Here is a 25,397-nt window from a genome sequence, read left to right as displayed (position 1 = left end):
CGGCGTGTCTGCGATTGCGTCAGCGGTTCGGCGCAATCACCTGACACAACCGCGCCAAGGCTTCCAACATCTGCCCGCTCGGCCGTTCCAGGCCTTTGTCCGGCACCAACAGCAAACGCCCCTGCGCCACCGCCGCCAGCTGCGGCCAGGCTTTCCAGGCATCCAACTGCGGTTGATCCGCCGCCAGAATCACCTCGGGGTCGCGCTGCAGCACCGCCTCGACGCTGACCTGCGGCGCGGGCAGCGTGAGGTCGTCGAACACATTGCGCGCGCCGCACACACTCAGCGCATCGCTGATGATCTGCCCACCGCCCACGGTGTACAAAGGCGGGCTCCACACTTGGTAAAACACCCGCAAGGGTTCGGCACGCTGATAGCGCTGACGCAACCCGGCCAGGCGTTGGCGCAACTGCGCAGACAATTGCTGGCCGGCGTCGGCGCGCCCCAGTTGCTCGGCAATGGCCTGGACCTGCTGGGTCAGTTGTTCGAGGTTATGGGGTTCGGCGACGTAGACCGGGATATTCAGGCGCTGCAACTGTTCACGCTGGGCCGGGCCGATGCTGCCGGGCCAGAGCAGGATCAGGTCGGGCTTGAGGCTGAGCAAGCGCTCGATGTTCAATTGCCCATAGCGCCCGACCGACGCGACCTTCGCCAGCGCCGCTGGCCGTTCGCCGCCGTCGAGCACGCCCACCAACAGGTCGGCAGCGCCCAGTTCAACCACGATTTCCGACAGCGACGGCGCCAGGCTGACCACCCGCTCGACCGCCAGGGCCTGGGCAGCGAACGCCAGCAGCAGGAGCGCCAGCCAGCGAGGCTTCATCCCAATTGACGCGGGATGCGGTAGAGGTAAAACAACACCAGGGTCGACAATGCCAGCAGGAACAACGGCACCGCTTCCAGGCCGACGAATACCGCCAGCGCACCGACCCAGGCGGGCACGGAGGCAATCAGCAACGCCGTGCGCCGACGGGCGGCGAGGGTGATCCAGGCCGCCGGCTCTTCTGCGGTGTCGAGGGCTTTAGAGGTGGCGATCAACGCATGTTTATAGCCATGAAAATAGCGCAGGCTGAGAAACATCGAGGCCACGCCGGCAATGAAGAACGGCATGGCCAGCACCGGCAACAGCGGTTCGGCCTGAGCGAACACCAGGTTGATCACGAACAATGGCAGCAACGCCAGCGCCAGGTACTGCCACCAATTGAAGGACAGTCGCCGTTTCACCTGGCCTCGAGTCACGCGCGGTCGACCTCGCCCTGGTGCTCGTTGCCCATCATGTGGTCGAGCTTGCTGGCTTTGGTCGCAAGGTAGAGCTTGTTGTGCGGGTTGTGCCCGGTGTGCAGCGGCACGCGCTCGGCGACGGTGATACCCATCTCGGTCAAGGCTTTGACCTTGCGCGGGTTGTTGGTCATCAGGCGCAGGGATTTCACGCCCAGGTGCTCCAGCATCGGCAGGCAGATGCCGTAATCACGCTGGTCGGCGGCAAAGCCCAGGCGCTCGTTGGCTTCAACGGTGTCGGCGCCGCCGTCCTGCAACTCGTAGGCGCGGATTTTATTCAGCAGGCCAATGCCACGACCTTCCTGGCGCAAGTACAGCAAGATGCCACGACCTTCATGGGCGATGGCGCGCATCGCCGCTTCCAGTTGCGAACCACAGTCGCAGCGCTGGCTGAACAGCGCGTCGCCGGTCAGGCACTCGGAGTGGATGCGGCCCAGTACCGGCGCGCCATCGGCGATATCGCCCAGGCTGAGCACGACGTGCTCGCGCCCGTTGGCTTCTTCGAGGAAGCCATGCATGGTGAACATGGCAAAAGGGGTAGGCAGCTTGGAAGCAGCGACGAAAACGACGGGCACCGTGTGCTCCTGATTTCAGATTTCACAGAGGCGGGCATTGTAACAGCACGTTCCTACAGACGCTTAAGCTGAATTATCGTTGATAAAGATCAATCGGCTCGATTGGCCTTCGTCTCGGTTCTATGCAGGTCTGAATGCTGACTCAGGGCGTCTCGCGAAAATGTTGATAACCGCGAACGGCCGGGGTGATGTCGCGCCCGTTCGCGTCGAGCAGCGTCACCCCCTGCCCCGCCTCGACCCGGCCGATCACATGCACCGGCCAGCCGCCCGCCAGCAACGGTGCCAGCGCGGCCGGTGGCAGAGTGAACACCAACACATAGTCGTCGCCGCCACTCAAGGCCGCCACCCGCGCCGCGTCATCGCCGACAAATGCGAGCAAGGCTTTGGATAACGGCAGTCGCTGGCGCTCGACCAGCAGGCTGACAGCCGATGCCTTAGCGATATGCCCACAATCGGCCAGGAGCCCGTCGGAAATATCCATCGCGGACGTCGCCTTGCCCCGAAGGGCAACGCCCAGGGCCAACTGCGGTTGCGGCGACCAGTAATGCGCCAGCAGCGGGTCGGCGATGCTGGCCTCGGCGCTGCGCTGGCCCAGCACCAACGGCAGCGCTCCCGCCGCGTTGCCCAATTCCCCGCCCACACACAGCAAGTCACCCGGCCGCGCACCGCTGCGGGTCAACGCTTGCCCGGCCGGCACACGGCCGAACACGGTCATGGTCAGGCTCAGCGGCCCGCGCGTGGTGTCGCCGCCGACCAGGCCCACGCGGCAGCTCTGCGCCATGGCGTTCAAACCCTGGGCATAGCGTTGCAGCCAATCGGCATCGACGGTGGGGGTTGTGAGGGCCAGGGTAAACGCGATGGGGTCGGCGCCCATGGCGGCCAGATCGCTCACCGCCACGGCCAGCGAGCGTTGGCCGAGCAGGAACGGATCACAGGGGTCGGCGAAATGCACGCCGGCCACCAAGGTATCGGTGGAGATTGCCAACTGCTCCCCGGCGGGGAGCGCCAGCAAGGCGCAGTCATCGCCGATCCCCAGGGCAATGCCCTCGCCGCCCTGCGCACAAGGCGCGGCGGCGAAGTATTTGCGGATCAGCTCAAACTCGCCCATCGGGAACTCAAGCGCAGATCAGCGCTTGTGTTCCTTCACTTCGGCTTCGCGCAGGCGCGGGGCCAGCTTGTCGAGCACGCCATTGACGAACTTGTGACCGTCGGTCGAACCGTAGACTTTCGCCAGTTCGATGCCTTCGTTGATCACCACGCGGTACGGCACGTCGACGCGCTTGAGCAGTTCCCAGGTGGACAGGCGCAGTACGGCCAGTTCAACCGGGTCCAGCTCGTCGAGGGTCAGGTCCAGGCACGGTGCCAGCGCGATGTCGATCTCGGTCTTATTGGCCGGGACGCCGTGCAGGATGTCGTGGAAGTAGCTGGCATCGACGTCGCTGAAATCGTTGTCGACGCGAAATTGCGCTTCGATTTCGTTCAGCGAGGTTTTCGCCATGTGCCACTGATACAGCGCCTGGGTCGCAAGCTGACGCGCTTCGCGACGCTTGACGCTCTTGGACGGCTTGCCGGCGTCGGCTGGGCGTGGGTCGCGCGGGTTGAAACGATCGCTCTCGTCGGAAATCACTTGGCCTCCAACTGCGCCAGCAGGCTGACCATTTCCAGGGCGGACAGGGCAGCTTCAGCACCTTTGTTACCGGCCTTGGTGCCGGAACGTTCGATGGCTTGTTCGATCGAATCCACGGTCAGCACGCCGAATGCAACCGGTACGCCGAACTCCATGGACACCTGGGCCAGGCCCTTGGTGCATTCGCCAGCCACGTATTCGAAGTGCGGCGTACCGCCACGAATGACCGCGCCCAGGGCGACGATCGCCGCGTATTCACCCCGTTGCGCAACTTTTTGCGCAACCAGTGGAATTTCGAAGGCGCCAGGGGCACGGATGATGGTGATGTCGCTCTCGCTCACACCGTGGCGAACCAGGGCGTCCACGGCACCGCTTACCAGGCTTTCAACCACGAAGCTGTTGAAGCGGCCAACCACCAGGGCATAGCGGCCTTTGGGGGCGATGAAGGTACCTTCGATGGTCTTCAGGGTCATTCGACAAATCTCTTAAAGAGCCGGGACGCGAAAAGTGCGTCCCTCAGTGATGATTTAACCGCGAACAAGGGGCAACAATCGCCAGCCTTTATTCGGAGGGCACGTATTCTACAACTTCCAGGTCGAAACCGGATATCGCATTAAATTTCATCGGTGCGCTCATCAGGCGCATTTTGCGCACGCCAAGGTCGCGCAGGATCTGCGAACCGGCGCCGACGATGCTGTAGGTGGTCGGCGTTTTGACCTGGGTTTGCTCGGCGGACTCACGAATATGCGCGAGCAAGACGTCGCCATCCACCGGGTTGCCCAACAGCAACACCACCCCGCTGCCGGCCTCGGACACCGCGGCCATCGCGGCGCGCAGGCTCCAGCGCCCGGGTTGCTTGACCATCAACAGGTCGCGCAGCGGGTCCATGTTATGCACGCGCACCAGGGTCGGTTCGTCGGCGCAGATGGTGCCCAGGGTCAGCGCCATGTGAACGTCGCCTTCCACCGAATCACGGTAGGTCACCAGGTTGAATTGGCCCAGTTCGCTGTCCAGCGGCTGCTCGGCAATCCGCTGAACGGTACGTTCGTGGATCATCCGGTAGTGAATCAGGTCGGCAATCGTGCCGATCTTGAGGTTGTGTTGGGCGGCAAAGGTTTCGAGTTCGCTACGACGGGCCATGGTGCCGTCGTCGTTCATCACTTCGCAGATCACCCCGCTCGGCTCGAAACCGGCCATGCGCGCCAGGTCGCAGGCGGCTTCGGTGTGGCCGGCGCGGGCCAGGGTGCCGCCCGGCTGGGCCATCAGCGGGAAGATGTGGCCCGGGCTGACGATGTCTTCGGCCTTGGCGTCTTTCGCGGCGGCCGCTTGCACGGTGCGCGCACGGTCGGCGGCGGAGATCCCGGTGGTCACGCCGGTGGTGGCCTCGATCGATACGGTGAACTTGGTGCCGAACCCGGAACCGTTGCGCGGCGCCATCAGCGGCAGCTTGAGCAACTCGCAGCGTTCGCGGCTCATGGGCATGCAGATCAACCCACGGGCGTGCTTGGCCATGAAGTTGATGTGCTCCGGCTTGCACGCCTCGGCGGCCATGATGATGTCGCCTTCGTTCTCACGGTCTTCGTCATCCATCAGGATGACCATCTTGCCTTGGCGGATATCTTCAACCAGTTCTTCGATGCTATTGAGCGCCACAGGGCACCCCCTTGGTCAGGATTTCAGGTAGCCGTTAGCGGCCAGAAAACTTTCGGTGATGTTACTGGCAGGCTTTTGTCGAGAGTCAGACTCTGCGGCCTTATCGCCCATAAGCAGGCGCTCCAGGTAACGGGCAAGCAAGTCGACTTCCAGGTTCACCCGGCGACCTGGCTGGTACGACGCCATGATGGTTTCGCTCAGGGTGTGGGGAATGATGGTCAGTGCGAATTCGGCGCCATCCACGGCGTTCACGGTCAGGCTGGTGCCATCGACGGTGATTGAGCCTTTGTGGGCGATGTATTTGGCCAACTCCTTGGGCGCGCGGATGCGGAACTCCACGGCGCGGGCGTTTTCGCTGCGCGCCACTACTTCGCCGACGCCGTCGACATGGCCGCTGACCAGATGACCGCCCAGGCGCGTGGTTGGGGTCAGGGCTTTTTCCAGGTTGACCGGGCTGCCGGCCTTGAGGTCGCTCATCGCCGTGCAGTCCAGGGTTTCGCGGCTGACATCGGCGGCAAAGCCGTTGCCCGGCAAGTCGACGACGGTCAGGCACACGCCGCTGACGGCGATGCTGTCGCCCAGCTTGACGTCGCCCAGGTCGAGCTTGCCAGTGTCAACCAGCAGGCGCACGTCGCCGCCCTTGGGGGTCATGGCACGGATGCTGCCGATGGATTCGATAATGCCGGTGAACATGGCCTTCTCCTGGAAAACGGTGCGGGCGTTTGAGCGCCCGGTCAGAATTATACGCTCGCTGCCGGCACAGGGATGGCAGTGACTCGCCAGTCATCGCCCACAGCGCGCATTTCAGTGATCTTGAGTTGGGGCGCGTCGGCCAGTTTCTCAAGCGGCCAGTCCAGCAAAGGCCGGGCTGCGGAGCCGAGGAACTTGCCGGCGACGAAAATCACGTATTCGTCCACCAGGCCCTGCTGGGCGAACGCGCCCGCCAGGCTTGGCCCGGCTTCCACCAGCACGTCGTTGACGCCACGGGCCGCCAACGCCACCAGAGCCGAGCGCAGGTCGACCTGGCCATCGACACCGGGCACCACCAGGCACTCGGGGCCACGGGGGAACTGGTTTTCCGCAGTGACACAGGTGATGACCAGCGCCGGGCCGGCCTTGAAGAACGGCGCATTGAGCGGCACCCGCAGGCGGCCGTCGATCAATACGCGCAGCGGCGGGCGCGACATGGCCAGCGCGGTGGTTTCTGCGTCCAGGCCGAGTTCGGCGGCGCGCACGGTCAGGCGCGCACCATCGGCCAGCACGGTGTCGGCGCCGGTCAGCACTACGCTGGCCTCGGCGCGCAGGCGCTGCACGGCGGCGCGGGCGGCGGGGCCGGTGATCCATTGGCTCTCGCCGCTGGCCATCGCGGTGCGGCCGTCCAGGCTCATCGCCAGCTTGACCCGCACAAACGGCAGGCCGTGTTCCATGCGCTTGAGGAAACCTTTATTGAGCGCCCGCGCTTCCACTTCGAGCACACCGCTGCGCACTTCGATGCCGGCCTGGGCCAAGCGCTGCATACCGCGCCCGGCGACATCCGGGTTGGGGTCCTGCATCGCCGCGACCACCCGCGCCACCCCGGCACTCACCAGCGCATCGGCGCACGGCGGGGTATGGCCGTAATGGCTGCAGGGTTCCAGGGTGACGTAGGCCGTGGCGCCACGGGCTTTGTCAGCGGCCGCGCGCAAGGCATGCACTTCCGCATGGGGCTCGCCGGTACGTACATGCCAACCTTCGCCGACGATCTGCCCATCGCGCACAATCACGCAACCCACACGCGGGTTGGGATGGGTGGTGTACAGGCCGTTGCGCGCCAGTTCGAGGGCGCGGGCCATGTAATGGGCGTCGAGGATGGCCTGTTCAGCAGACGGTGGGTTCATTTTTTGATCGGCTCACGGGCCAGGCGGTCGATCTCTTCGCGGAACTCATTGAGGTCCTGGAAACGTCGATACACCGAAGCGAAACGGATATAGGCGACTTCGTCGAGCTTTTGCAGCTCGCCCATCACCAGCTCTCCAACCACCAGGGACTTGACCTCGCGCTCGCCGGTCGCGCGCAACTTGTGCTTGATATGCGCCAGCGCCGCCTCCAGCCGCTCGACACTCACCGGGCGTTTTTCCAGGGCGCGCTGCATACCGGCGCGTAATTTGTCTTCGTCGAAAGGCTGGCGGCTGCCGTCGGATTTGATCAGGCGCGGCAATACCAGTTCGGCGGTTTCGAAGGTGGTGAAACGTTCACCGCAGGCCAGGCATTCGCGCCGGCGACGCACTTGATCGCCCTCGGCGACCAGACGCGAGTCAATGACCTTGGTGTCGTTGGCACCGCAGAAGGGACAGTGCATGGTGGCAGGCAACAAAAAAAGGGAGGGCCATGGTAGCGCATCCCCGTGGCAAGACAAGCCATAGCCTTTACGGTATATAGGCTGACGATTATGTTTCCTGTTTTTTAAGCCACGGATTTTGTCCTTTCTGGAGCCGTACATGCAGTTACGACCACTCGTTTTACTCACCTTGTTCGGTTTTCTGGTCGCCTGCAGCAGCGAAGCCCCAAAACCTTCGACGCCGCAGCCTCAGCCGGCGCAAGAGAAAAAAGTCCCCGGCCTCGAAGACCTCGGCCCGCTGCCGGCCTACCAGCGTGAGATCAACGGCAGCCTGACCAACGTGCCCGCCGGCGCCGAAGTCGAAATGGCGCTGTTGGTGATCGACGACCGCAGCCGCCCGCAACAACTGCTCGCCAGCAGCGTGCTGAGCGGCAACGGCAAGCCCCTGGCCTTCCGCCTGCGCTTCAGCCCCGACGCGTTCCCGGCCGGTGCGCGGGTCGAACTGCGCGGGCGCGCCAGCCAGTCCGGCCAACTGATCCTGCACCTGCCCGCAGTACGCATCACCCAGGCGATCACCCAGACCACCGGCCCCCTGCAACTCGTCAAGGCACCATGACGCCACCGCTCGACCTGCAACGGGCGCTGAGCGCCCTGATCGGCGACGCACAGCTGGTGCCCTGCCCGCTGCCGGGCACCGACCTGGCGTTGTGGCTGCTCGACGCCGACAACATGGACCGCGCCTTCAGCCCCGAAGAAACCCGGCGCATCCTGCATGAGCCGCCCTACTGGAGTTTTTGCTGGGCCAGCGGCCTGGCACTCGCACGCTACCTGGCGGCAAACCCGGAATGGGTCGCGGGCAAGCGCGTGCTGGATTTCGGCGCCGGCTCCGGCGTCGCCGGGATTGCCGCCGCCAAGGCCGGCGCGCTGGAAGTGGTGGCCTGCGACCTGGACCCACTGGCATTGGCGTCCTGCCGTGCGAATGCCGAACTCAACGGGGTTGAACTGGGCTATTCGGCGGATTTTTTCGCCGAGGCCGACCGCTTCGACCTGATCCTGGTGGCCGACGTGCTCTACGACCGCGCCAACCTGCCGCTGCTCGACCAGTTCCTCACGCGCGGGCGTGAAGCACTGGTGGCGGACTCGCGGGTGCGGGACTTTCAGCATCCGGAATATCAGCGCCTGGCGATACTCGATGCCCTGACATTGCCGGACTTGGCCGAGCCTTGGGAGTTTCGCAAGGTGAGCCTGTACCATTCGCGGCGCCAGCCCTTATAGTTGCCCCATTCCCGCTTTATTCGAGACGCCCCATGAGTGAGCCCACGCCGTATATCTTCGACGCCACCACCGCCACGTTCGACCAGGCGGTGATCCAGAACTCCTTCGAAAAGCCCGTGCTCGTGGACTTCTGGGCCGAGTGGTGCGCGCCGTGCAAGGCGTTGATGCCGATGCTGGCGCAGATCGCCGAGAGTTATCAGGGCCAATTGCTGCTGGCCAAGGTCGATTGCGAGGCCGAGCAGGACATCGTTGCGCGCTTTGGTATTCGCAACCTGCCTACGGTGGTGCTGTTCAAGGACGGCCAACCGGTCGACGGGTTTGCCGGGGCGCAGCCGGAGTCGGCGGTGCGGGCGATGCTCGAACCTCACGTGCAGATGCCGCCGCCGGCTGCGGCGGACCCGCTGGAGCAGGCTCAGGCGCTGTTTGCCGAGGGCCGTATCAGTGAAGCCGAAGCCGTGCTGGTCGCGCTGCTGGGCGAAGACAACAGCAACGCCGGCGCGCTGATTCTGTACGCGCGCTGCCTGGCCGAACGCGGTGAATTAGGTGAAGCCCAGGCCGTTCTCGACGCCGTCAAGAGCGACGAGCACAAGGCCGCCCTCGCCGGTGCCAAGGCGCAAATCACCTTCCTGCGCCAGGCCGCCGACCTGCCCGACCCCGCCGACCTGAAAAGCCGCCTGGCGCAAAACCCGCAGGACGACGAAGCGGCCTATCAGTTGGCCATTCAGCAACTGGCGCGCCAGCAGTACGATGCCGCGCTGGAAGGCTTGCTCAAACTGTTCATCCGCAACCGCAGCTACAGCGAAGGCTTGCCGCACAAGACCTTGCTGCAGGTGTTCGAACTGCTGGGCAACGATCACCCGCTGGTGACCGCGTACCGCCGCAAGCTGTTCGCCGCGCTGTACTAATCGCCCTGTAGGAGCGAGCTTGCTCGCGAAAAACTCAAGGACACCGCATTCATTCAGGATGGGCGCGTTGTGGTTGACGCTCTTCGCAAGCAAGCTCGCGCCTACAACGGGTCAATCCAGGTATAGAGCGGCGTATCACCGCCGCTGCTGACCTTGACCTGGCCGCTATGGCGCAGGCGCACCAGCAGGCGCTTGCCCGCTGCGGCGTCGCCGGCCAGTCCTTCCAGTTGATCGAGCAATTCCAGCCCGTTGAGCTGGCCGGCGGCGCGCAACAGGTCCTGGGCGTTCTGCCACAGGTCATCGTTCTGCTTGACCGCAACAGCCGGCGCAGCGGTGGCGCTGGCCACCGGCGTCGTCTGCAACTGCGCGCGCAGGCGTGCCCAATCAGCGTCATCCAGCTCCAGGGTCAAGTCCACCGGCAGGTCGCCGACAGTTCCACGAATCCGCAACATCGTCCCTACTCCTGCATTTTTTCCGACGGGCATGCTCCCATGCGGCTTGCGCAACGCCAAGCGGACGGTCAAACTCTCGACACTATTGTTATAAGATCACATAACATAAATTTCATGTTCTGGAGCTTCCCCATGCGCCGTCTGCTGCTTGCTTTGCCGTTTGCCCTGCTGCCACTGGCTATCGCCCACGCCGCTGACGAGCATGATCATGAGCATGCCAGCCTGGGAGCCCATGAACACGGGGTCGGCCGTCTCAACGCGGTGCTCGACGGCCAGGCCCTGGAGCTTGAGCTGGACAGCCCGGCGATGAACCTGGTGGGGTTCGAACACCCCGCCACCAGCGCCGCCGACAAAGCCAAGGTCGCCGCCGTGCGCAAACAGCTGGAAAACCCAGCCGTCCTGTTCAATCTGCCCAAGGCCGCCGGTTGCGTGGTCAGCACTCAGGAACTCAACAGCCCGCTGTTCGGCGACAAGCCCGAAGCCGAGCATGATGACGACGATGACGACCACGCCACCGACAGCAAAGGCGCGGCTGCCCACGAGCATCATCACGACCACAGCGAAATCCACGCCCACTACCAGTTCACCTGCGCCACGCCGACGGCCTTGAGCAACCTCGACCTGAGCCAGGTGTTCAAGACCTTCCCCGCCACCCAGAAAATTCAGGTACAACTGATCGGCCCGAGCGGCCAGCAAGGTGTGGACGCGACGGTCACAGCAGCCACCCTGAAGTTCTGAGTAGCCATGAGCCACGCATTGATCGAACTGTCCGACCTGGGCTTCAACTGGCCCGGACACCCGCCGTTGCTGGACATCCCCGCGTTCCGCCTGGAACCGGGGGAGACCCTGTTTCTCAAGGGCCCCAGCGGCAGTGGCAAGACCACCCTGCTCGGCCTGCTGGGCGGCGTGCAGACACCCGGCCGGGGCAGCATCCGTCTGCTCGGCCAGGAACTGACCGAACTCTCGGCCAGTGCCCGCGACCGTTTTCGCGTCGACCATACCGGCTACATCTTCCAGCAGTTCAACCTGCTGCCGTTCCTGTCGGTGCGCGAAAACGTCGAGTTGCCGTGCCACTTTTCCAAGCTGCGCGCGCAGCGGGCCAAACAGCGCCACGGCAGTGTCGACCAGGCCGCCGCGGCGTTGCTGGCGCACCTGGGGTTGAAGGACAGCGCCCTGCTGGAGCGCCGCGCCGACTCGCTGTCGATCGGCCAGCAACAACGGGTGGCCGCCGCCCGTGCGCTGATCGGCCAGCCGGAGCTGGTGATCGCCGACGAGCCCACCTCGGCGCTGGACTACGACGCCCGCGAAGCCTTCCTGCAACTGCTGTTCGCCGAATGCCGCGAGGCCGGCGCCAGCCTGTTGTTTGTCAGCCATGACCAGAGCCTGGCCCCGCTGTTCGACCGTCACCTGTCGCTGGCCGAACTCAATCGCGCCGCCACGCCCGCAGAGGTTTGAGATGTATCTGTTCCGTCTAGCCATGGCCAGCCTGGCTAACCGCCGCTTTACCGCGATCCTCACCGCCTTCGCCATCGCCCTCTCGGTGTGCCTGCTGCTGGCGGTGGAACGGGTGCGCGTTGAAGCGCGCAACAGTTTCGCCAGCACCATCAGCGGCACCGACCTGATCGTCGGCGCGCGTTCCGGCTCGGTCAACCTGCTGCTGTATTCGGTGTTCCGTATCGGCAACGCCACCAACAATATCCGTTGGGACAGCTACGAACACTTCGCCGCCAACCCGCAGGTGAAATGGGCGATTCCGATCTCCCTCGGCGACTCCCATCGCGGCTACCGGGTGATGGGCACCAACGAATCCTATTTCGAGCACTACCAGTACGGCCGCAAGCAACACCTCGAACTGGCCAGCGGCCGCGCCTTCGCCACCGATCCGTTCGAAGTGGTACTCGGCGCCGAAGTGGCCGAAGCGCTGCACTACAAGCTCGGCGATCAGTTGGTGCTGGCCCATGGCGTGGCGGTGGTGAGCCTGGTCAAGCACGATGACAAACCGTTCACCGTGGTCGGCATCCTCAAGCGCACCGGCACCCCGGTGGACCGCACACTGCATATCAGCCTCGGCGGCATGGAGGCGATCCATATCGACTGGCACAACGGCGTGCCAGCCCAGGGCAAAGGCCGCATCAGTGCCGATCAGGCACGCAACATGGACCTGACCCCGCAGGCGATCACCGCCTTCATGCTCGGCTTGAACAACAAGATCTCCACCTTCGCCCTGCAACGCGAGATCAATGAATTCCGTGGCGAACCGATGCTGGCGATCCTGCCCGGCGTGGCGCTGCAAGAGCTGTGGAGCATGATGGGCACCGCGGAAAAAGCGCTGTTCGTGATCTCGCTGTTCGTGGTGCTGACCGGTTTGATCGGCATGCTCACCGCGATCCTCACCAGCCTCAACGAGCGCCGTCGCGAAATGGCGATCCTGCGTTCGGTGGGCGCGCGCCCATGGCATATCGCGACGTTGCTGATCTTCGAAGCCTTTGCCCTGGCGCTGTCCGGTGTGATCGCCGGCGTGGGTCTGCTGTACGTGTGCATCGCCGCTTCACGCGGGTACCTGCAGGCCAACTACGGCCGGGACCTGCCGATGGCCTGGCCCAGCGAGTATGAATGGAGCTTGCTCGCCGGCATCCTCGCAGCGGCGCTGTTGATGGGCAGCGTGCCAGCGTGGCGGGCCTATCGACAATCCTTGGCCGATGGCCTGTCCATACGTTTATGAGGAAGGCTTCAATGCGTCGTGCCCTGTTTGCCCTGTTGTTGCTGCTGGCCGCGCCCGCCTGGGCGGAGGATCAGCCCAAGGATTTGTCCTGGCAGGAGATGATCCCGGCGGACGCGCCGCCGGAAATCCCCAATATGAAACCGCTGCACGACCTGTCGAAAATGGCCGATGCGTTGTCGGTGGAGGCCGCGCCAGCGGCCAAGCAGGACTTGCCCAACGCACCGGTGGTGCCAAGCCTCGATGGCCGGCATATCCGCCTGCCGGGCTACATCGTGCCGCTGGAAGTCAGTGAAGAAGGCCGTACCACCGAGTTCCTGTTGGTGCCGTATTTCGGCGCGTGCATTCACGTACCGCCGCCGCCGTCGAACCAGATCGTGCATGTGAAAAGCGAAGTCGGCGTGAAGCTCGACGAGCTGTATCAGCCGTATTGGATCGAGGGCGTGATGCAGGTCAAACCGTCCTCCAGTGAGTTGGCCGACGCCGGCTATCAGATGGATGCCGAGAAGATTTACGTCTACGAATTGCCGGAATAGCGCTTATCACCCATTCATTGAGCTGCGTCAAAAGACCGAACGGAACGATCTTTACCATTGGATGTACAACCTTTAAACGTCCTCTGGAGCTCCCATGAACAATAAGTCTCTGCTCGGCGCGTCACTCTTCGCGCTCGCCCTCGCCGCCCCCGTTGCCCACGCTCACGAGGCCGGTGACATTCTGGTTCGCGCAGGTGCAATCACCGTGAACCCGAATACCGACAGCGGCAGCGTCAAAGTTGACCAGGGCCCAATTGCCGGCACGAACCTGGGCGGCAAAGCGACCTTGAGCAGCGACACGCAACTGGGTCTGAACTTCGCCTACATGTTCACCAGCCACTGGGGTATCGAACTGCTGGCGGCCACACCGTTCTCGCATGACGTGAAGCTCAAGAATACCGCTTTGAGCCCAGCCAACGGTAAACTCGGCTCCCTGAAACAACTGCCGCCAACCCTGAGCGTCGTGTACTACCCGCTGGACAGCAAATCGGCGTTCCAACCGTATGTGGGTGCTGGTATCAACTACACCTGGATCTATGACGAGAGCGTCAGCGGCAGCGCGAAACAAAACGGTTTCAGCAACTTCAAGGCCGAAAACTCCTGGGGCTGGGCCGCGCAGATCGGCGCCGACTACATGATCAACGACAAGTGGATGATCAACGCCCAGGCGCGCTACATCGACATCAACACCAAGGCCACAGTGAACTACAACGCCGTGCCTGGCACTCGCGCCAAGGTCAATGTTGACGTTGATCCATTCGTTTACATGGTCGGTATCGGCTACAAGTTCTAAGCGATATTTCACAAACACCACAAAACCAATGTGGGAGGGGGCTTGCCCCCGATAGCGCGGCGTCAGTCAACAGATTCATTGACTGAGCCACCGCTATCGGGGGCAAGCACCCTCCCACATTTTGCTTTGGGGTGTTTCAGCTACGGCGGTAGAACCGATCCAGCAACGCTGGCAACCCCGCTCGCCACGCCCGCGGCTTGATGCCAAAGGTGTGGAGAATTTTCTTGCAGGCCAGCACCGCGTGTTGCGGTTCTTCACCGGCATCCGGCCGAGCCGCATGGGCCTGGGCGGTGGGGGCTTCGATCACCAGCGCACGGAAACTGCGCGCTTCGGTGAGGATCGCCTGGCCCAGCGCCAACGGCGTGGTCGCCTCGTGACCGGCGTAGTGATAAGTGCCCCACAGCGGCGCCGCGCAATCGAGTTGCTTGAGCACGGAGATGATCACCCGCGCCGCATCGTCCACCGGCGTCGGGTTGCCGCGACGGTCGTCCGCCATCAGCAGTTCTTCAGTCTGCTCGGCCCGCGCCAGGAAACGCCCGAGGGTGCCGTCGACACTGTCATCCAGCAGCCAGCCAAAGCGCAGCAACACATGCTGCGGGCAGGTGGCGCGCACGCTCTGTTCGATACGCCACAACGCCTGGCCGCGCAGGCCCAGGGGCACCGGCTCGTCCTTTTCGCTGTAGGCAGTGGCGCGGGAGCCATCGAACACGCGGTAGCTGGACGGTTGCAGCAGGGTGATGCTGTGGTGCTGACACAGTTCGGCCAGGCGTTCGATCGCCGACTCCTGGGCGGCCAGACGGCTTTCGCTGACCGTTTCGGCCTGGAACCAATCGAAATAGTAGGCGAGGTTGATCAACGCATCGGGACGGGTGTCGTCGAGCAATTGGGTAAGGCTCGCGGCATCCCAGCCGTCTTGGGGCGGTTTGGGGGCGAGGAAACCGATGTCTTCCTCTGCACCGAGGCGAATCAGCGCCTGCCCGAGGGCATTCCCGCCGCCCAACAACATAAGGCGCATTCGCATAGATTGAGCTGGCCCGGTCTGTTTGGAACGATGGTTAGTATCGACAGGCGTTTGAGCCTTGCCGTGGGTATTTGCCAGAATCGTTGCATTTTGCGGGTTTGTAGCGCAACCGTCACGGACAAAGTGCGGGCTTGCAACTTGGCCCGGGCGGTTGCATATAGGGATCATGAACCTTCCTGAAACAACCGATACGGTCTTGAACGGCTTTCACCCCGCCGTCAGCGCCTGGTTCCGCAGCACCTTCCCCTCGGTGACCCACGCCCAGGCCCAGGCGTGGCCGCTGATCCGCCAGCGCCGCTCGACGCTGATCGCCGCGCCCACCGGCTCCGGCAAGACGCTGACGGCCTTCCTCGCGGTGCTCGATGACCTGGTTCATCAAGGCCTGGCCAACGGCGGGCAACTGCCGGATGAAACCCAGGTGGTGTATGTGTCGCCGCTCAAGGCGCTGTCCAACGACATCCAGATCAACCTGCAAACCCCGCTGACCGGGATCACCGCGCATTTACAGCAACTGGGCCTGCCACCGCTGGCGATCCGCACCGCCGTGCGTACCGGCGACACGCCGCAAAAAGACCGCGTGCTGATGCGCAAGCGTGCGCCGCATATCCTGGTGACCACGCCGGAATCGCTCTACGTGCTGCTGGGCTCGGACTCCGGCCGGCAGATGCTCGCCAGCACGCGCACGGTGATCGTCGATGAGATCCATGCGATTGCGGCGAGCAAACGCGGCAGTCACCTGGCCCTGAGCCTCGAACGCCTGCAAGGCTTGTGCGCCGAGCCGTTGATACGCATCGGTCTGTCGGCCACGCAAAAACCCATCGAGGCGGTGTCGCGTTTTCTGGTGGGCACGGCACGTCCGTGCGCGATCGTCGACATCGGCCATGCGCGCCCGCGTGACCTGGATATCGAAGTGCCGCCGGTGCCGCTGTCAGCGGTAATGGCCAACGACGTGTGGGAATTGGTCTACGACCGCCTCGCCGCCCTCGCCCGCAAACACCGCACCACGCTGATTTTCGTCAACACCCGGCGCCTGGCCGAACGCCTGGCGCGGCATTTGAGCGAGCGCCTGGGCAAGTCCGCCGTGGCCGCGCACCACGGCAGCCTGGCCAAGGAGTTGCGCCTGGACGCCGAACAACGGCTCAAGGCTGGCGCGCTGCAAGTGCTGATCGCCACCGCATCCCTGGAGTTGGGGATCGATATCGGCGAGGTCGACCTGGTGTGCCAGATCGGCTCGCCCGGTTCCATCAATGGGTTTCTGCAAAGAGTCGGCCGCTCCGGGCACCAGGTCGGCGGCACGCCCAAGGGGCGCCTGTTCGCTACCACCCGCGATGACCTGATCGAATGCGCCGCCCTGCTCGACTGCGTGCGCCGGGGCGAGTTGGACAACTTGCACATCCCGGTCGCGCCGCTGGACGTGCTGGCCCAGCAAATCGTCGCCGAAGTCAGCGCGCGGGAATGGCCGGAACAGGCGCTGCTCGAACTTATCCACCGCGCCGCGCCCTATGCCGAGCTGGATGAACGCCATTACCAGGCGCTGGTGCAGATGCTCTGCGACGGCTACAACGGCCGCCAGGGCATCCGCAGCGCCTACCTGCACCGCGACGCCGTGACCGGCACCCTGCGCGGTCGTCGGGGCGCCAGGCTGACCGCCGTGACCAGCGGCGGCACCATCCCCGACAACGCCGACTACAGCGTGTTGCTTGAGCCTCAGGGCCTGAACATCGGCAGCGTCAACGAAGACTTCGCGGTGGAAAGTATCGCCGGGGATGTCTTCCAGCTCGGTAATACGTCCTACCGGATCTTGCGGGTCGAAGCCGGCAAGGTGCGGGTCGAGGACGCCCATGGTCAGCCGCCGACCATCCCGTTCTGGCTCGGCGAGGCGCCGGGGCGCAGCCGCGAATTGTCCGCGGCGGTCGCGCGGTTGCAGGGCCAGTTGGACGAACTGCTCGGCGCCACGCCCGGCGATCTGCAACCCACCCTCGCCTGGCTCACCGACACCCTGGGCCTGAACCGCGCCAGCGCCGAGCAGATCGTGGATTACCTGGCCCGCGCGCGCCTGGCGCTCAGCGCGCTGCCGTCCCAGGACACGCTGATCATGGAGCGGTTTTTCGACGAATCCGGCGGCACCCAACTGATCATCCACACGCCATTCGGCAGCCGCATCAACCGCGCCTGGGGCCTGGCGCTGCGCAAGCGTTTCTGCCGCACCTTCAACTTCGAACTGCAAGCGGCGGCCAGCGAGAATGCGATCGTGCTGTCGCTGTCCACCAGCCACAGTTTCGCGCTGGATGAGGTGTGGCGTTATCTCAACAGCCAGACCGCCGAGCACCTGCTGATCCAGGCCGTGCTCGACGCGCCGTTGTTCGGCGTGCGCTGGCGCTGGAACGCCGGTGTGGCCCTGGCGTTGCCGCGTTTTACCGGCGGGCGCAAGGTGGCGCCGCAGATCCAGCGGATGAAAAGCGAAGACCTGATCGCCAGCGTGTTTCCCGACCAGATCGCGTGCCTGGAAAACCTCGCCGGCGAGCGCGAAGTACCCGACCACCCGCTGGTCGAACAAACCCTGGATGACTGCCTGCACGAAGCGATGGACAGCGACGGCTGGCTGGCCCTGTTGCGGCGCATCGAGCGCGGCGAGGTACGCCTGATCAGCCGCGACCTGCCGGCGCCCTCGCCCATGGCCGCGGAAATTCTCAGCGCGCGGCCCTACACCTTTCTCGACGACGCGCCGCTGGAAGAACGCCGCACCCAGGCCGTGCTCAACCGGCGCTGGAGCGACCCGCAGAGCACCGACGACCTTGGCGCGCTGGACGCCGACGCCATCGCCGGCGTGCGCGAAGAGGCCTGGCCGGCGCCCCATGGCCTGGATGAAATGCATGAAGCGTTGATGAGCCTGGCGTGCATCGTCGACAGCGAGGTTACGCCGCAATGGCGGCAGTGGTTGCAAACGCTGGCCAAGGGCGGACGCGCCTGTCATCTGCCCCAAGGCCAGTGGGTGGCGGTGGAACGCCTGAGTTGCTTGCGGGCGATTTACCCCAACGACCTGCCGCTGTTGCCCGGCTTCGATGAGCCCTGGACCTTCGATGACGCGCTGGTGGAAGTACTGCGCGCGCGCCTCGGGGGGTTCGGCCCGCTGAGCCTGATCGAAATCGCCGCGCCCCTTGGGCTGCCGGTGACCGACATCGCCCAGGCCCTGGCCCGCCTGGAGCAGGAAGGCTATGTGTTGCGCGGGCGTTTCAGCCCCGGTGCCCGCGAGGAACAATGGTGCGAACGGCACCTGCTGGCGCGGATTCATCGCTACACGGTCAAGCGCCTGCGCCGGGAAATCGAGCCGGTGGCGTTGCAGGACTTCATGCGCTTTCTGTTCGATTGGCAGCACCTGTCCGACGGTACGCGTGGCCAGGGCAGCGCGATGTTGCCGCAGATCGTCGCCCAGTTCGAAGGCTACGCGGCGGCCACCTCGGCCTGGGACAGTGACTTGCTCAGCGCGCGGCTCAAGGATTACACATCAACCTGGCTCGACGACCTGTGCCGCAGCGGCAAGCTGGTGTGGACACGCCTGAGCAACAAGCCCGGCGCCACCGCCCTGCGCAGCACGCCCGTGGTGCTGCTGCCGCGCAGCCAGGTGCCGCTGTGGAGCGGGCTGACCGAACAAACCGACAGCACGACGTTGTCGCCCAAGGCGCAGAAAGTCCACCAGACCCTGCGCGAACACGGCGCGTTGTTTTTCGATGAGCTGGCCCACGAAGCCCATCTGCTGCGCAGCGAGCTGGAAACGGCGCTGCAGGAGCTGGTCGGTGCCGGCCTGGTGAACGCCGACAGTTTCGCCGGGCTGCGTGCACTGACCACGCCCGCGAGTAAACGCCAGGCGCGCAGCAGCCGGCGCGGGCGCGGTGCATTTGTCGGCGGCATGGACGATGCCGGGCGCTGGGCGCTGATTCGACGCCCGTCGACCGCCGCCGGCCCGCACTCGGCCGAAACCCTGGAGCATGTGGCGATGACCTTGCTGCGCCGCTACGGCGTGGTGTTCTGGCGACTGCTGGAGCGCGAGGCGGATTGGCTGCCAAGCTGGCGCGAATTGCTGCGCACCTTTCACCGCCTGGAGGCACGCGGGGAGATTCGCGGCGGGCGGTTCGTCAGCGGGTTGGCGGGCGAACAGTTCGCCTTGCCGGAAGCGATCCCGCTGCTGCGTGAGGTGCGGCGGCGGGCCCATGATGGAAGCCTGATCGCGGTGTGCGGGGCTGATCCGCTGAACCTGGTGGGCACGCTATTGCCGGGCAGCAAAGTGCCGGCGGTGAGTGGTAACCGGATTGTGTATCGCGATGGGTTGCCAGCGGCAGTGAGGGTGGCTGGCAAGCAACAGATACTGCTGGATGTGGATCAGCAGGCGGTGCAGGAGAGGCTGATCAGGCATTGAGCCGGGTGACTTTGAAGGCCTCATCGGGGGCAAGTCCCCTCCCACACGTTGATCTGTGAACACAATCAAATGTGGGAGGGGGCTTGCCCCCGATGAGGCCAGAACATCATCAGGCCTATAGGAAGCTGACGAGGCGAGCGAGGGCGGTGACGACGAAACATTCTTCACACACCAAACCGGCTGCGATACTCGCTGGGCGCCAGGCCGGTGATTTTCTTGAAGGTGGCGCGAAACGCGCTGGGGTCCTGATAGCCCACGGTCCAGGCGATATGGTCGATGGTGCCGTTGGTGAACTCGAGCATTTGCCGGGCTTTGCCCACTCGCAGGTGCTGGCAGTATTCGGTGGGTTTCAAACCCGTCGCGCCGCGAAAGCGCCGCAGGAACGTGCGTTCTTCGAGGCCGGCCTCCTGCGCCATCGCCGCCACCGAGACATCCACCGCGCCACTGGCTTGCAACCAGTGCTGCACTTTCAGGATCGCGCCGTCGCCATGCCCGAGAATCGGCGCAAAGTTGCTGCCGCACTGGCTGGCGCTGTCGCTGTGTTCGATCACCAGAAAGCGCGCCGTGTCCGCCGCAACGCTCGGCCCCATGAGGCGGTCGACCAGGCGCAGGCCCAGTTCGGACCACGCCATCAGCCCGGCGGTGGTGATCAGGTCGCCGTCATCGACGATCGGTTTATCCGCTTCCAGACGCACCGCAGGGTAACGCTCTGCGAACGTACTGGCAGAAGACCAATGGGTGGTGGCGCTGCGCCCGTCCAGCAAACCACTGCGCGCCAGCATGATCGAACCGATACACACGCCACCGAGCACGGTGCCCGCCGCGTGTTGTTGGCGTAGCCATTGCAACAACGCGGGTGGCGTCTGTTGCTCCGTGAATTCGCCAATCGACGGTGGCACCAGCACGGCCATCAGCGGTTGGCCGGGGCCGGGATGGCTGGCGAATACGCGCGCGGGCGTACCATCTGCCGCCACCTGCCAATGGCTGACCCGCAGCAGCGGCAATTGCGCGGATTGGTGCGCGGCGGCGATCCGGTTGGCCACCCCGAACAGATCGGTCAGGCCATGCACCGCCGCCAGTTGCGCGCCCTGATAGATCAACACACCCAACTCGATGATCGAGCGTTCCACGGCCATTGTCAGTTTTCCCCCTGCTATTGTCGGTGCAGCCAATCCCCGGTCGGTGCGCCAGCTAAGATACTGGCGCCCATCAACCCATCACGAGGCAACACACATGGCCAAGCAAGCGCTCATCCTAATCGATATCCAGAACGACTACTTCCCTCACGGCAAGTGGCCGCTCGACGGCGTGGAAGCCGCGGCAGACAAGGCCGCGCAGGCGCTGCAGGCATTTCGCCAGGCGGGCGATGCAGTGATTCATGTGCGCCATGAGTTCACCTCGGAAGATGCACCGTTCTTCACCCCAGGCTCCGAAGGCGCGCATCTGCACCCCAAGGTGCTGAACGAAGGCAGTGAGCCGGTGGTGCTTAAACATTTCGTGAATGCGTTTCGCGAAACCCAACTGCGCACGGTGCTGGAACAACGCAGCATCACTGACCTGGTCGTGGTCGGCAGCATGAGCCATATGTGCATCGACGCCGTGGTACGGGCGGCGGCGGACCTCGGTTACAAGGTCACCGTGCTCCATGACGCCTGCGCCACGCGGGATCAGGAGTTCAACGGGCAAGTGATTCCGGCGGCGCAGGTGCATGGGGCGTATATGGCATCGTTGGCATTTGGGTATGCGAGCGTGGTGTCGACGCAGGAATACTTGCAGGCGCAAGCGGCGGCGGCCTGACCGCCACATGCGGGCGTGGGGCTAGCGGGTTGCGATAATGAACAGGCGCGGGAAAGGCAGCAGCACGGTGCCATCAGCCAGGGCCGGATAAGCCTGGGTAATTCGCGCCTGATAGTCCTGCAGGAAAGCGGCTTTTTCGTCGTCACTCAACGGTGCGAGGAACGGCCGCAATGCCGAGGCCTTGAACCACTCCACCACAGCCGCGTGATCCGCCAGCGGGTGCAGGTAGGTGGTGCGCCACACATCGACGGCGCTGCAGTGTTTGCTCAGCAGTTCGTAGTAATAGCTCGCCGTGTGCCGTTCATTGTGTTTGACCGCGCCGATCCTGGCGGACCATGGGCCATCGGCGGCGACTTCACGCGCCAGCCGATGGGCGGGCTCGTCGAGGTTGTCCGGGGTTTGCACCGCCAGGGTTCCGCCGGAGGTCAACTGGCTGACCAGGTGCGGGTAAAGCGTGGCGTGGTCCGGCAGCCATTGCAGAGAAGCATTCGCCAGGATCACATCGAACGGTTGCGCCGGGCTCCAGGCGCCGATATCCGCCCGTTCGAAGTTCAGCGTCGGCAGGCGCTTGCGGGCGTCGGCCAGCATGTCGTCGGAGCTGTCCATGCCGGTGACGCGAGCCTGCGGAAAACGCTCGGCCAACACTTGCGTGGAATTACCGGGGCCGCAGCCCAGGTCGACGGCGGTTTGCACCGCGGTATTGGGAATGGCCGCGACCAGATCACGGACGGGGCGTGTGCGCTGTTGTTCGAACAGCGTGTATTGCTTGGCGGACCAGGTCATCGCGGCGCTCCTTGTGCTTAAAGGTTGGCCACAGCCTAAATCGTGTGAGCCATGAGAACAAACGCCAGGGATCACCTCACCATCGGAAGATGCCTGCACACCCTGCGCAGCGTGCGCAAACCCGAACTAAGATTAGTTTAGACCTGCACGAGCCAAGTCCTCTGCGAATCGTTAATACCAATGCCAGCGTAGTGTCCACGGACGGCTTTCTGGTCTCCACCGCCAAGTCTGTTCACGTCAATGGAGCTACGCCATGACTTATCTGACAACTCGCGAAGGCAACGAGCTTTATTATAAAGACTGGGGCAGCGGCCAGCCTGTTATGTTCTGCCACGGCTGGCCACTGAACAGCGACAGCTGGGAATCGCAAATGCTGCATTTCGCCAACAACGGTTTTCGCGCCATCGCGCATGACCGCCGCGGGCATGGCCGCTCAAGCCAGCCGTGGGGCGGCAATGACATGGACCACTACGCGGACGATCTGGCGGAACTGATCGAGCACCTGGATCTGACCAACGTGATCCTCTTCGGTTTCTCCACCGGAGGCGGTGAAGTTGCACGCTATATCGCTCGCCATGGCACTTCGCGCGTGGCCAAGGCCGGCTTGATCTGCGCGGTAACGCCGTTGATGCTGAGAACCCCCAGTAACCCCCAAGGGACGCCAATCGAAGTTTTTGACGGGATGCGTGCCGACTCCATCGCCAACCGTTCGCAGCTCTACCTCGATCTGGCCAGCGGCCCTTTCTATGGATTCAACCGGGTAGGCGTCGAACCCTCGCAAGGCTTGATCAATTCATTCTGGATGCAGGGTGTAATGGGAGGACACAAAAATACTTTTGACAGCATCAAGGCATTTTCGGAGACAGACTTTCGAGCGGACTTGAGGCGTTTCAGTATTCCCACCCTCATCATTCATGGTGATGACGATCAAATCGTGCCGATCCAATCTTCGGCACTGGAAAGCAAGCGCCTAATCCCGCATGCCCAGTTGCTGGTCTATACGGGCGCTCCGCATGGGTTGACCGACACGCACAAGCAACGAGCCAATGAAGATATGTTGCGTTTCGCAATGCTCTAGGCTGGGTACTGTACATAAACCGCACGACCTTCAAGGTCGTGCGGTTTTTTTAGTATGTAACTGTTTTGCTGCGGTATGCGCTAGAACGGAATATCGTCATCAAAGCTGTCGAAATCCGCGGCCGGTTGCGGAGCGGCCTGTTGTGGCGCTGGGCGCGACTCACGCTGTGGCTGCTGGCTTGGCTGCGGACGCGACTGCTGTGGACGCGGTGCCGAGTTGGACATGCCGCCCTGGCCCTGTTGGTCGCCCTGTGGACGGCCGCCGAGCAGTTGCATGGTGCCTTGCATGTCGACCACGATTTCAGTGGTGTAACGCTTGATGCCGTCTTTTTCCCACTCGCGGGTCTGCAGTTTGCCTTCGATGTAGACCTGCGAACCTTTGCGCAGGTATTCACCAGCGATCTCTGCCACTTTGCCGAACATCGACACACGGTGCCATTCGGTTTTCTCGACCTTCTGGCCGGTCTGCTTGTCGGTCCACTGTTCGCTGGTCGCCAGACTCAGGTTGGTCACGGCGTTACCGTTAGGCAAGTAGCGAACTTCGGGATCCTGGCCGCATGTACCGACCAATATGACTTTGTTAACCCCACGGGCCATAACGTTCTCCTAAGCTGGGCGCGCTGTCGGCACTGGGTTGACCAGTTGCTCGAGCGTCGCGCGATCCAATAATTCGGTGTCCAATTTGATGTAGATGGCGGCTTCTTCAGCAATAACCACAGCATCGGTAACCCCTGTAACGGCCTTAAGACGCTCGGCCAAGCCAGCTTCGCGTATCGCTTCAGGCGATAACGGCAAGCGCAGACTCGTCACATAGGGAGGTTCGCGCATGGTAACAGCAAAGGCTAGCCAGAGGGCAGCCAGACCTGCGCATCCGAGGAACACAACCGACAAACCGCCGTGCTGGAACATCCAGCCACCCATGATGCCGCCCAGTGCAGAGCCCAGGAACTGGCTGGTGGAATACACCCCCATCGCCGTGCCCTTGCCGCCGGCCGGTGAAACTTTACTGATCAGCGAAGGCAGCGAAGCCTCCAGCAGGTTGAACGCGGTGAAGAACACCACCGTACCGATTACCAGCGCCCGCAGGCTGTCGCCGAACTGCCAGAAGAATAGCTCAGTGAGCATCAGCGTCACGACGGCGCCGAGTAAAACTCGTTTCATTTTGCGTTTCTTCTCGCCATAGATGATGAACGGGATCATGGCGAAGAATGAAATCAGCAGCGCGGTCAGATAGACCCACCAGTGCTGTTCCTTGGGCAGCCCGGCTTTTTCCACCAGGGCCAGGGGCAAGGCAACGAAGCTGCTCATCAGCATCGCGTGCAATACAAAGATACCTAAATCCAGGCGCAGCAGGTCCGGGTGCTTGAGCGTCGGCAGCAGCGCCTGGCGCGCGACGCCGGATTCACGGTGCTGCAGAGTGCCGGTGGAACGCGGCACCATGAAGGCCACGATCACGATACCGAACAACGCCATGCCGCCGGTGGCCAGGAACAGCCCGTGCAAACCGAAGGCGCGGGTCAGCAACGGGCCGACCACCATCGCGACGGCGAACGACAGGCCGATGGTCATGCCGATCATGGCCATGGCCTTGGTGCGGTGTTGTTCGCGGGTAAGGTCCGACAGCAAGGCCATGACCGCTGCGGAAATCGCGCCAGCGCCCTGTAGGACACGCCCGGCGATCACGCCCCAGATCGAATCGGACTGGGCCGCGAGTACGCTGCCGAGGGCAAACACGATCAACCCGAGGTAGATCACCGGGCGGCGGCCAATGCGGTCGGAAATGATCCCGAACGGAATCTGGAAAATCGCCTGGGTCAGGCCATAAGCGCCAATGGCCAGGCCGATCAGGGCGGGGGTCGCGCCTGCGAGATCCATCCCGTAGGTCGCCAGCACCGGCAACACCATGAACATGCCAAGCATACGGAAGGCGAACACCAGGGCCAGACCGCTTGCTGCTCGGGTCTCGCCGCTACTCATGCGTTCGCTGTGGGGATCGTGCATGGAAAAACCTCGTGTGAACCGGCGGCGATTCTACCAGTCCCATCGATTGAGAGGGTATATGTGGCGGTTTGCCGCGCAGGTTTCATGTAAGGCTGCACCTGGCACCTTGACAGTGTATATTCATCCAGTCTTTAGCCGTATACTCCGGCATTATTTACGCCCGCCGTGCGAGGCCAT

General features: G+C 63.7%; 27 protein-coding genes. 11 read left to right on the top strand and 16 right to left on the bottom strand.

Translation table 11 applies throughout. The annotated features are described in order from the left end of the window. Positions 1-19: 19 nt before the first annotated feature. The 10 genes from INT12_RS19745 to nrdR form a co-directional block, all read right to left on the bottom strand. Positions 20-820 carry a cobalamin-binding protein gene (locus INT12_RS19745; RefSeq protein ID WP_193039604.1) on the bottom strand — a complete coding sequence of 267 codons (801 nt, stop codon included), beginning with the start codon at positions 818-820 and terminating at the stop codon, positions 20-22. After that, on the bottom strand, positions 817-1,236 hold the full coding sequence (locus INT12_RS19740; protein ID WP_046482536.1) for a nuclear fragile X mental retardation-interacting protein 1: 420 nt from the start codon (positions 1,234-1,236) through the stop codon (positions 817-819). Before INT12_RS19740 ends, INT12_RS19745 begins: the two co-directional genes overlap by 4 nt. Further along, a complete protein-coding gene (gene ribA, locus INT12_RS19735; protein WP_017849574.1) occupies positions 1,233-1,850 on the bottom strand; it encodes a GTP cyclohydrolase II in 618 nt (205 codons plus the stop codon). The genes INT12_RS19740 and ribA overlap by 4 nt, the downstream gene beginning before the upstream one ends. Positions 1,851-1,992: 142 nt before the next feature. Continuing rightward, a complete protein-coding gene (thiL, locus tag INT12_RS19730; RefSeq protein ID WP_046381893.1) occupies positions 1,993-2,958 on the bottom strand; it encodes a thiamine-phosphate kinase in 966 nt (321 codons plus the stop codon). 18 nt (positions 2,959-2,976) lie between these two features. Continuing rightward, positions 2,977-3,477, bottom strand: coding sequence for a transcription antitermination factor NusB (gene nusB / locus INT12_RS19725; protein ID WP_017849576.1), 501 nt, complete (start codon positions 3,475-3,477; stop codon positions 2,977-2,979). After that, positions 3,474-3,950, bottom strand: coding sequence for a 6,7-dimethyl-8-ribityllumazine synthase (gene ribE / locus INT12_RS19720; protein ID WP_017849577.1), 477 nt, complete (start codon positions 3,948-3,950; stop codon positions 3,474-3,476). The genes nusB and ribE overlap by 4 nt, the downstream gene beginning before the upstream one ends. 88 nt (positions 3,951-4,038) lie before the next feature. Beyond that, a complete protein-coding gene (gene ribBA, locus INT12_RS19715; protein ID WP_046381892.1) occupies positions 4,039-5,130 on the bottom strand; it encodes a bifunctional 3,4-dihydroxy-2-butanone-4-phosphate synthase/GTP cyclohydrolase II in 1,092 nt (363 codons plus the stop codon). A 15-nt stretch (positions 5,131-5,145) separates the two neighbouring features. Further along, positions 5,146-5,823, bottom strand: coding sequence for a riboflavin synthase (locus INT12_RS19710; protein WP_017849579.1), 678 nt, complete (start codon positions 5,821-5,823; stop codon positions 5,146-5,148). Positions 5,824-5,870: 47 nt separating this feature from the next. Further along, on the bottom strand, positions 5,871-7,007 hold the full coding sequence (ribD, locus tag INT12_RS19705) for a bifunctional diaminohydroxyphosphoribosylaminopyrimidine deaminase/5-amino-6-(5-phosphoribosylamino)uracil reductase RibD (protein ID WP_046381891.1): 1,137 nt from the start codon (positions 7,005-7,007) through the stop codon (positions 5,871-5,873). Further along, entirely contained in the window at positions 7,004-7,468 is a 465-nt protein-coding gene (nrdR, locus tag INT12_RS19700) for a transcriptional regulator NrdR (protein WP_026140361.1), read from the bottom strand. The genes ribD and nrdR overlap by 4 nt, the downstream gene beginning before the upstream one ends. Positions 7,469-7,607: 139 nt before the next feature. On the opposite strand from nrdR, the gene INT12_RS19695 reads away from it, so the two are divergent. Genes INT12_RS19695 through trxA form a run of 3 tightly spaced genes read left to right on the top strand, consistent with a single transcriptional unit; the run spans position 7,608 to position 9,627 of the window. After that, on the top strand, positions 7,608-8,063 hold the full coding sequence (locus INT12_RS19695) for a YbaY family lipoprotein (protein ID WP_193039603.1): 456 nt from the start codon (positions 7,608-7,610) through the stop codon (positions 8,061-8,063). After that, positions 8,060-8,722 (top strand): class I SAM-dependent methyltransferase, encoded by a 663-nt coding sequence (locus INT12_RS19690; RefSeq protein WP_193039602.1) that lies wholly within the window; start codon positions 8,060-8,062, stop codon positions 8,720-8,722. The genes INT12_RS19695 and INT12_RS19690 overlap by 4 nt, the downstream gene beginning before the upstream one ends. 32 nt (positions 8,723-8,754) lie before the next feature. After that, positions 8,755-9,627: a thioredoxin gene (gene trxA, locus INT12_RS19685; protein ID WP_017849584.1), complete on the top strand. Its 873-nt coding sequence runs from the start codon at positions 8,755-8,757 to the stop codon at positions 9,625-9,627. Positions 9,628-9,728: 101 nt separating this feature from the next. On the opposite strand, the gene INT12_RS19680 is transcribed toward trxA, so the two are convergent. Further along, entirely contained in the window at positions 9,729-10,079 is a 351-nt protein-coding gene (locus INT12_RS19680; RefSeq protein ID WP_017849585.1) for a hypothetical protein, read from the bottom strand. A gap of 132 nt (positions 10,080-10,211) precedes the next feature. On the opposite strand from INT12_RS19680, the gene INT12_RS19675 reads away from it, so the two are divergent. The 5 genes from INT12_RS19675 (at position 10,212) to INT12_RS19655 (ending at position 14,127) form a co-directional block, all read left to right on the top strand. Continuing rightward, entirely contained in the window at positions 10,212-10,817 is a 606-nt protein-coding gene (locus tag INT12_RS19675) for a DUF2796 domain-containing protein (RefSeq protein ID WP_017849586.1), read from the top strand. 6 nt (positions 10,818-10,823) lie between these two features. Next, positions 10,824-11,534: an ABC transporter ATP-binding protein gene (locus INT12_RS19670; protein ID WP_046381886.1), complete on the top strand. Its 711-nt coding sequence runs from the start codon at positions 10,824-10,826 to the stop codon at positions 11,532-11,534. Between the two features lies 1 nt (position 11,535). Next, positions 11,536-12,801 carry an ABC transporter permease gene (locus INT12_RS19665; RefSeq protein WP_193058979.1) on the top strand — a complete coding sequence of 422 codons (1,266 nt, stop codon included), beginning with the start codon at positions 11,536-11,538 and terminating at the stop codon, positions 12,799-12,801. An 11-nt stretch (positions 12,802-12,812) separates the two neighbouring features. Continuing rightward, a complete protein-coding gene (locus INT12_RS19660; RefSeq protein WP_046482555.1) occupies positions 12,813-13,334 on the top strand; it encodes a DUF3299 domain-containing protein in 522 nt (173 codons plus the stop codon). 94 nt (positions 13,335-13,428) lie between these two features. Continuing rightward, positions 13,429-14,127 carry an OmpW/AlkL family protein gene (locus tag INT12_RS19655; protein ID WP_017849590.1) on the top strand — a complete coding sequence of 233 codons (699 nt, stop codon included), beginning with the start codon at positions 13,429-13,431 and terminating at the stop codon, positions 14,125-14,127. 136 nt (positions 14,128-14,263) lie between these two features. Here the strand turns inward: INT12_RS19655 and INT12_RS19650 are convergent, their stop codons facing one another. Then, positions 14,264-15,148 carry a sugar nucleotide-binding protein gene (locus tag INT12_RS19650; RefSeq protein ID WP_026140363.1) on the bottom strand — a complete coding sequence of 295 codons (885 nt, stop codon included), beginning with the start codon at positions 15,146-15,148 and terminating at the stop codon, positions 14,264-14,266. A 166-nt stretch (positions 15,149-15,314) separates the two neighbouring features. Here INT12_RS19650 and INT12_RS19645 point away from each other — a divergent pair, with 166 nt between their 5' ends. Then, positions 15,315-19,562, top strand: coding sequence for a DEAD/DEAH box helicase (locus tag INT12_RS19645; protein WP_193039601.1), 4,248 nt, complete (start codon positions 15,315-15,317; stop codon positions 19,560-19,562). A 164-nt stretch (positions 19,563-19,726) separates the two neighbouring features. Here INT12_RS19645 and INT12_RS19640 read toward each other — a convergent pair whose 3' ends face one another. Continuing rightward, positions 19,727-20,698, bottom strand: coding sequence for a GlxA family transcriptional regulator (locus tag INT12_RS19640; RefSeq protein ID WP_108525567.1), 972 nt, complete (start codon positions 20,696-20,698; stop codon positions 19,727-19,729). A gap of 97 nt (positions 20,699-20,795) precedes the next feature. Here INT12_RS19640 and INT12_RS19635 point away from each other — a divergent pair, with 97 nt between their 5' ends. Beyond that, positions 20,796-21,359 carry a cysteine hydrolase family protein gene (locus tag INT12_RS19635; RefSeq protein WP_017849594.1) on the top strand — a complete coding sequence of 188 codons (564 nt, stop codon included), beginning with the start codon at positions 20,796-20,798 and terminating at the stop codon, positions 21,357-21,359. 21 nt (positions 21,360-21,380) lie between these two features. Here the strand turns inward: INT12_RS19635 and tam are convergent, their stop codons facing one another. Continuing rightward, on the bottom strand, positions 21,381-22,142 hold the full coding sequence (gene tam / locus INT12_RS19630; protein ID WP_046381880.1) for a trans-aconitate 2-methyltransferase: 762 nt from the start codon (positions 22,140-22,142) through the stop codon (positions 21,381-21,383). Between the two features lie 253 nt (positions 22,143-22,395). Here tam and INT12_RS19625 point away from each other — a divergent pair, with 253 nt between their 5' ends. Beyond that, entirely contained in the window at positions 22,396-23,220 is an 825-nt protein-coding gene (locus INT12_RS19625; protein WP_017849596.1) for an alpha/beta fold hydrolase, read from the top strand. A gap of 80 nt (positions 23,221-23,300) precedes the next feature. Here the strand turns inward: INT12_RS19625 and INT12_RS19620 are convergent, their stop codons facing one another. Further along, a complete protein-coding gene (locus INT12_RS19620) occupies positions 23,301-23,816 on the bottom strand; it encodes a single-stranded DNA-binding protein (protein ID WP_017849542.1) in 516 nt (171 codons plus the stop codon). A 9-nt stretch (positions 23,817-23,825) separates the two neighbouring features. Next, positions 23,826-25,220, bottom strand: coding sequence for an MFS transporter (locus INT12_RS19615; protein WP_017849543.1), 1,395 nt, complete (start codon positions 25,218-25,220; stop codon positions 23,826-23,828). Positions 25,221-25,397 lie beyond the last annotated feature (177 nt).

Source organism: Pseudomonas sp. K8 (assembly GCF_014889455.1).
Classification (GTDB): Bacteria; Pseudomonadota; Gammaproteobacteria; order Pseudomonadales; family Pseudomonadaceae; genus Aquipseudomonas; species Aquipseudomonas veronii.
This window is presented reverse-complemented; position numbering and strand designations above follow the sequence as displayed.

Bases quoted from the DNA above. Each gene is read 5' to 3' on its own strand.
- ribE (WP_017849577.1), bottom strand. From the start codon at position 3,950: ATGACCCTGAAGACCATCGAAGGTACCTTCATCGCCCCCAAAGGCCGC.
- thiL (WP_046381893.1), bottom strand. From the start codon at position 2,958: ATGGGCGAGTTTGAGCTGATCCGCAAATACTTCGCCGCCGCGCCTTGT.
- INT12_RS19695 (WP_193039603.1), top strand. From the start codon at position 7,608: ATGCAGTTACGACCACTCGTTTTACTCACCTTGTTCGGTTTTCTGGTC.
- INT12_RS19615 (WP_017849543.1), bottom strand. From the start codon at position 25,220: ATGCACGATCCCCACAGCGAACGCATGAGTAGCGGCGAGACCCGAGCA.
- INT12_RS19660 (WP_046482555.1), top strand. From the start codon at position 12,813: ATGCGTCGTGCCCTGTTTGCCCTGTTGTTGCTGCTGGCCGCGCCCGCC.
- INT12_RS19635 (WP_017849594.1), top strand. From the start codon at position 20,796: ATGGCCAAGCAAGCGCTCATCCTAATCGATATCCAGAACGACTACTTC.
- nrdR (WP_026140361.1), bottom strand. From the start codon at position 7,468: ATGCACTGTCCCTTCTGCGGTGCCAACGACACCAAGGTCATTGACTCG.
- INT12_RS19670 (WP_046381886.1), top strand. From the start codon at position 10,824: ATGAGCCACGCATTGATCGAACTGTCCGACCTGGGCTTCAACTGGCCC.
- INT12_RS19710 (WP_017849579.1), bottom strand. From the start codon at position 5,823: ATGTTCACCGGCATTATCGAATCCATCGGCAGCATCCGTGCCATGACC.
- tam (WP_046381880.1), bottom strand. From the start codon at position 22,142: ATGACCTGGTCCGCCAAGCAATACACGCTGTTCGAACAACAGCGCACA.
- trxA (WP_017849584.1), top strand. From the start codon at position 8,755: ATGAGTGAGCCCACGCCGTATATCTTCGACGCCACCACCGCCACGTTC.
- INT12_RS19620 (WP_017849542.1), bottom strand. From the start codon at position 23,816: ATGGCCCGTGGGGTTAACAAAGTCATATTGGTCGGTACATGCGGCCAG.
- INT12_RS19665 (WP_193058979.1), top strand. From the start codon at position 11,536: ATGTATCTGTTCCGTCTAGCCATGGCCAGCCTGGCTAACCGCCGCTTT.
- INT12_RS19640 (WP_108525567.1), bottom strand. From the start codon at position 20,698: ATGGCCGTGGAACGCTCGATCATCGAGTTGGGTGTGTTGATCTATCAG.
- INT12_RS19625 (WP_017849596.1), top strand. From the start codon at position 22,396: ATGACTTATCTGACAACTCGCGAAGGCAACGAGCTTTATTATAAAGAC.
- INT12_RS19690 (WP_193039602.1), top strand. From the start codon at position 8,060: ATGACGCCACCGCTCGACCTGCAACGGGCGCTGAGCGCCCTGATCGGC.
- INT12_RS19745 (WP_193039604.1), bottom strand. From the start codon at position 820: ATGAAGCCTCGCTGGCTGGCGCTCCTGCTGCTGGCGTTCGCTGCCCAG.
- INT12_RS19655 (WP_017849590.1), top strand. From the start codon at position 13,429: ATGAACAATAAGTCTCTGCTCGGCGCGTCACTCTTCGCGCTCGCCCTC.
- INT12_RS19650 (WP_026140363.1), bottom strand. From the start codon at position 15,148: ATGCGAATGCGCCTTATGTTGTTGGGCGGCGGGAATGCCCTCGGGCAG.
- INT12_RS19680 (WP_017849585.1), bottom strand. From the start codon at position 10,079: ATGTTGCGGATTCGTGGAACTGTCGGCGACCTGCCGGTGGACTTGACC.
- ribD (WP_046381891.1), bottom strand. From the start codon at position 7,007: ATGAACCCACCGTCTGCTGAACAGGCCATCCTCGACGCCCATTACATG.
- INT12_RS19645 (WP_193039601.1), top strand. From the start codon at position 15,315: ATGAACCTTCCTGAAACAACCGATACGGTCTTGAACGGCTTTCACCCC.
- INT12_RS19675 (WP_017849586.1), top strand. From the start codon at position 10,212: ATGCGCCGTCTGCTGCTTGCTTTGCCGTTTGCCCTGCTGCCACTGGCT.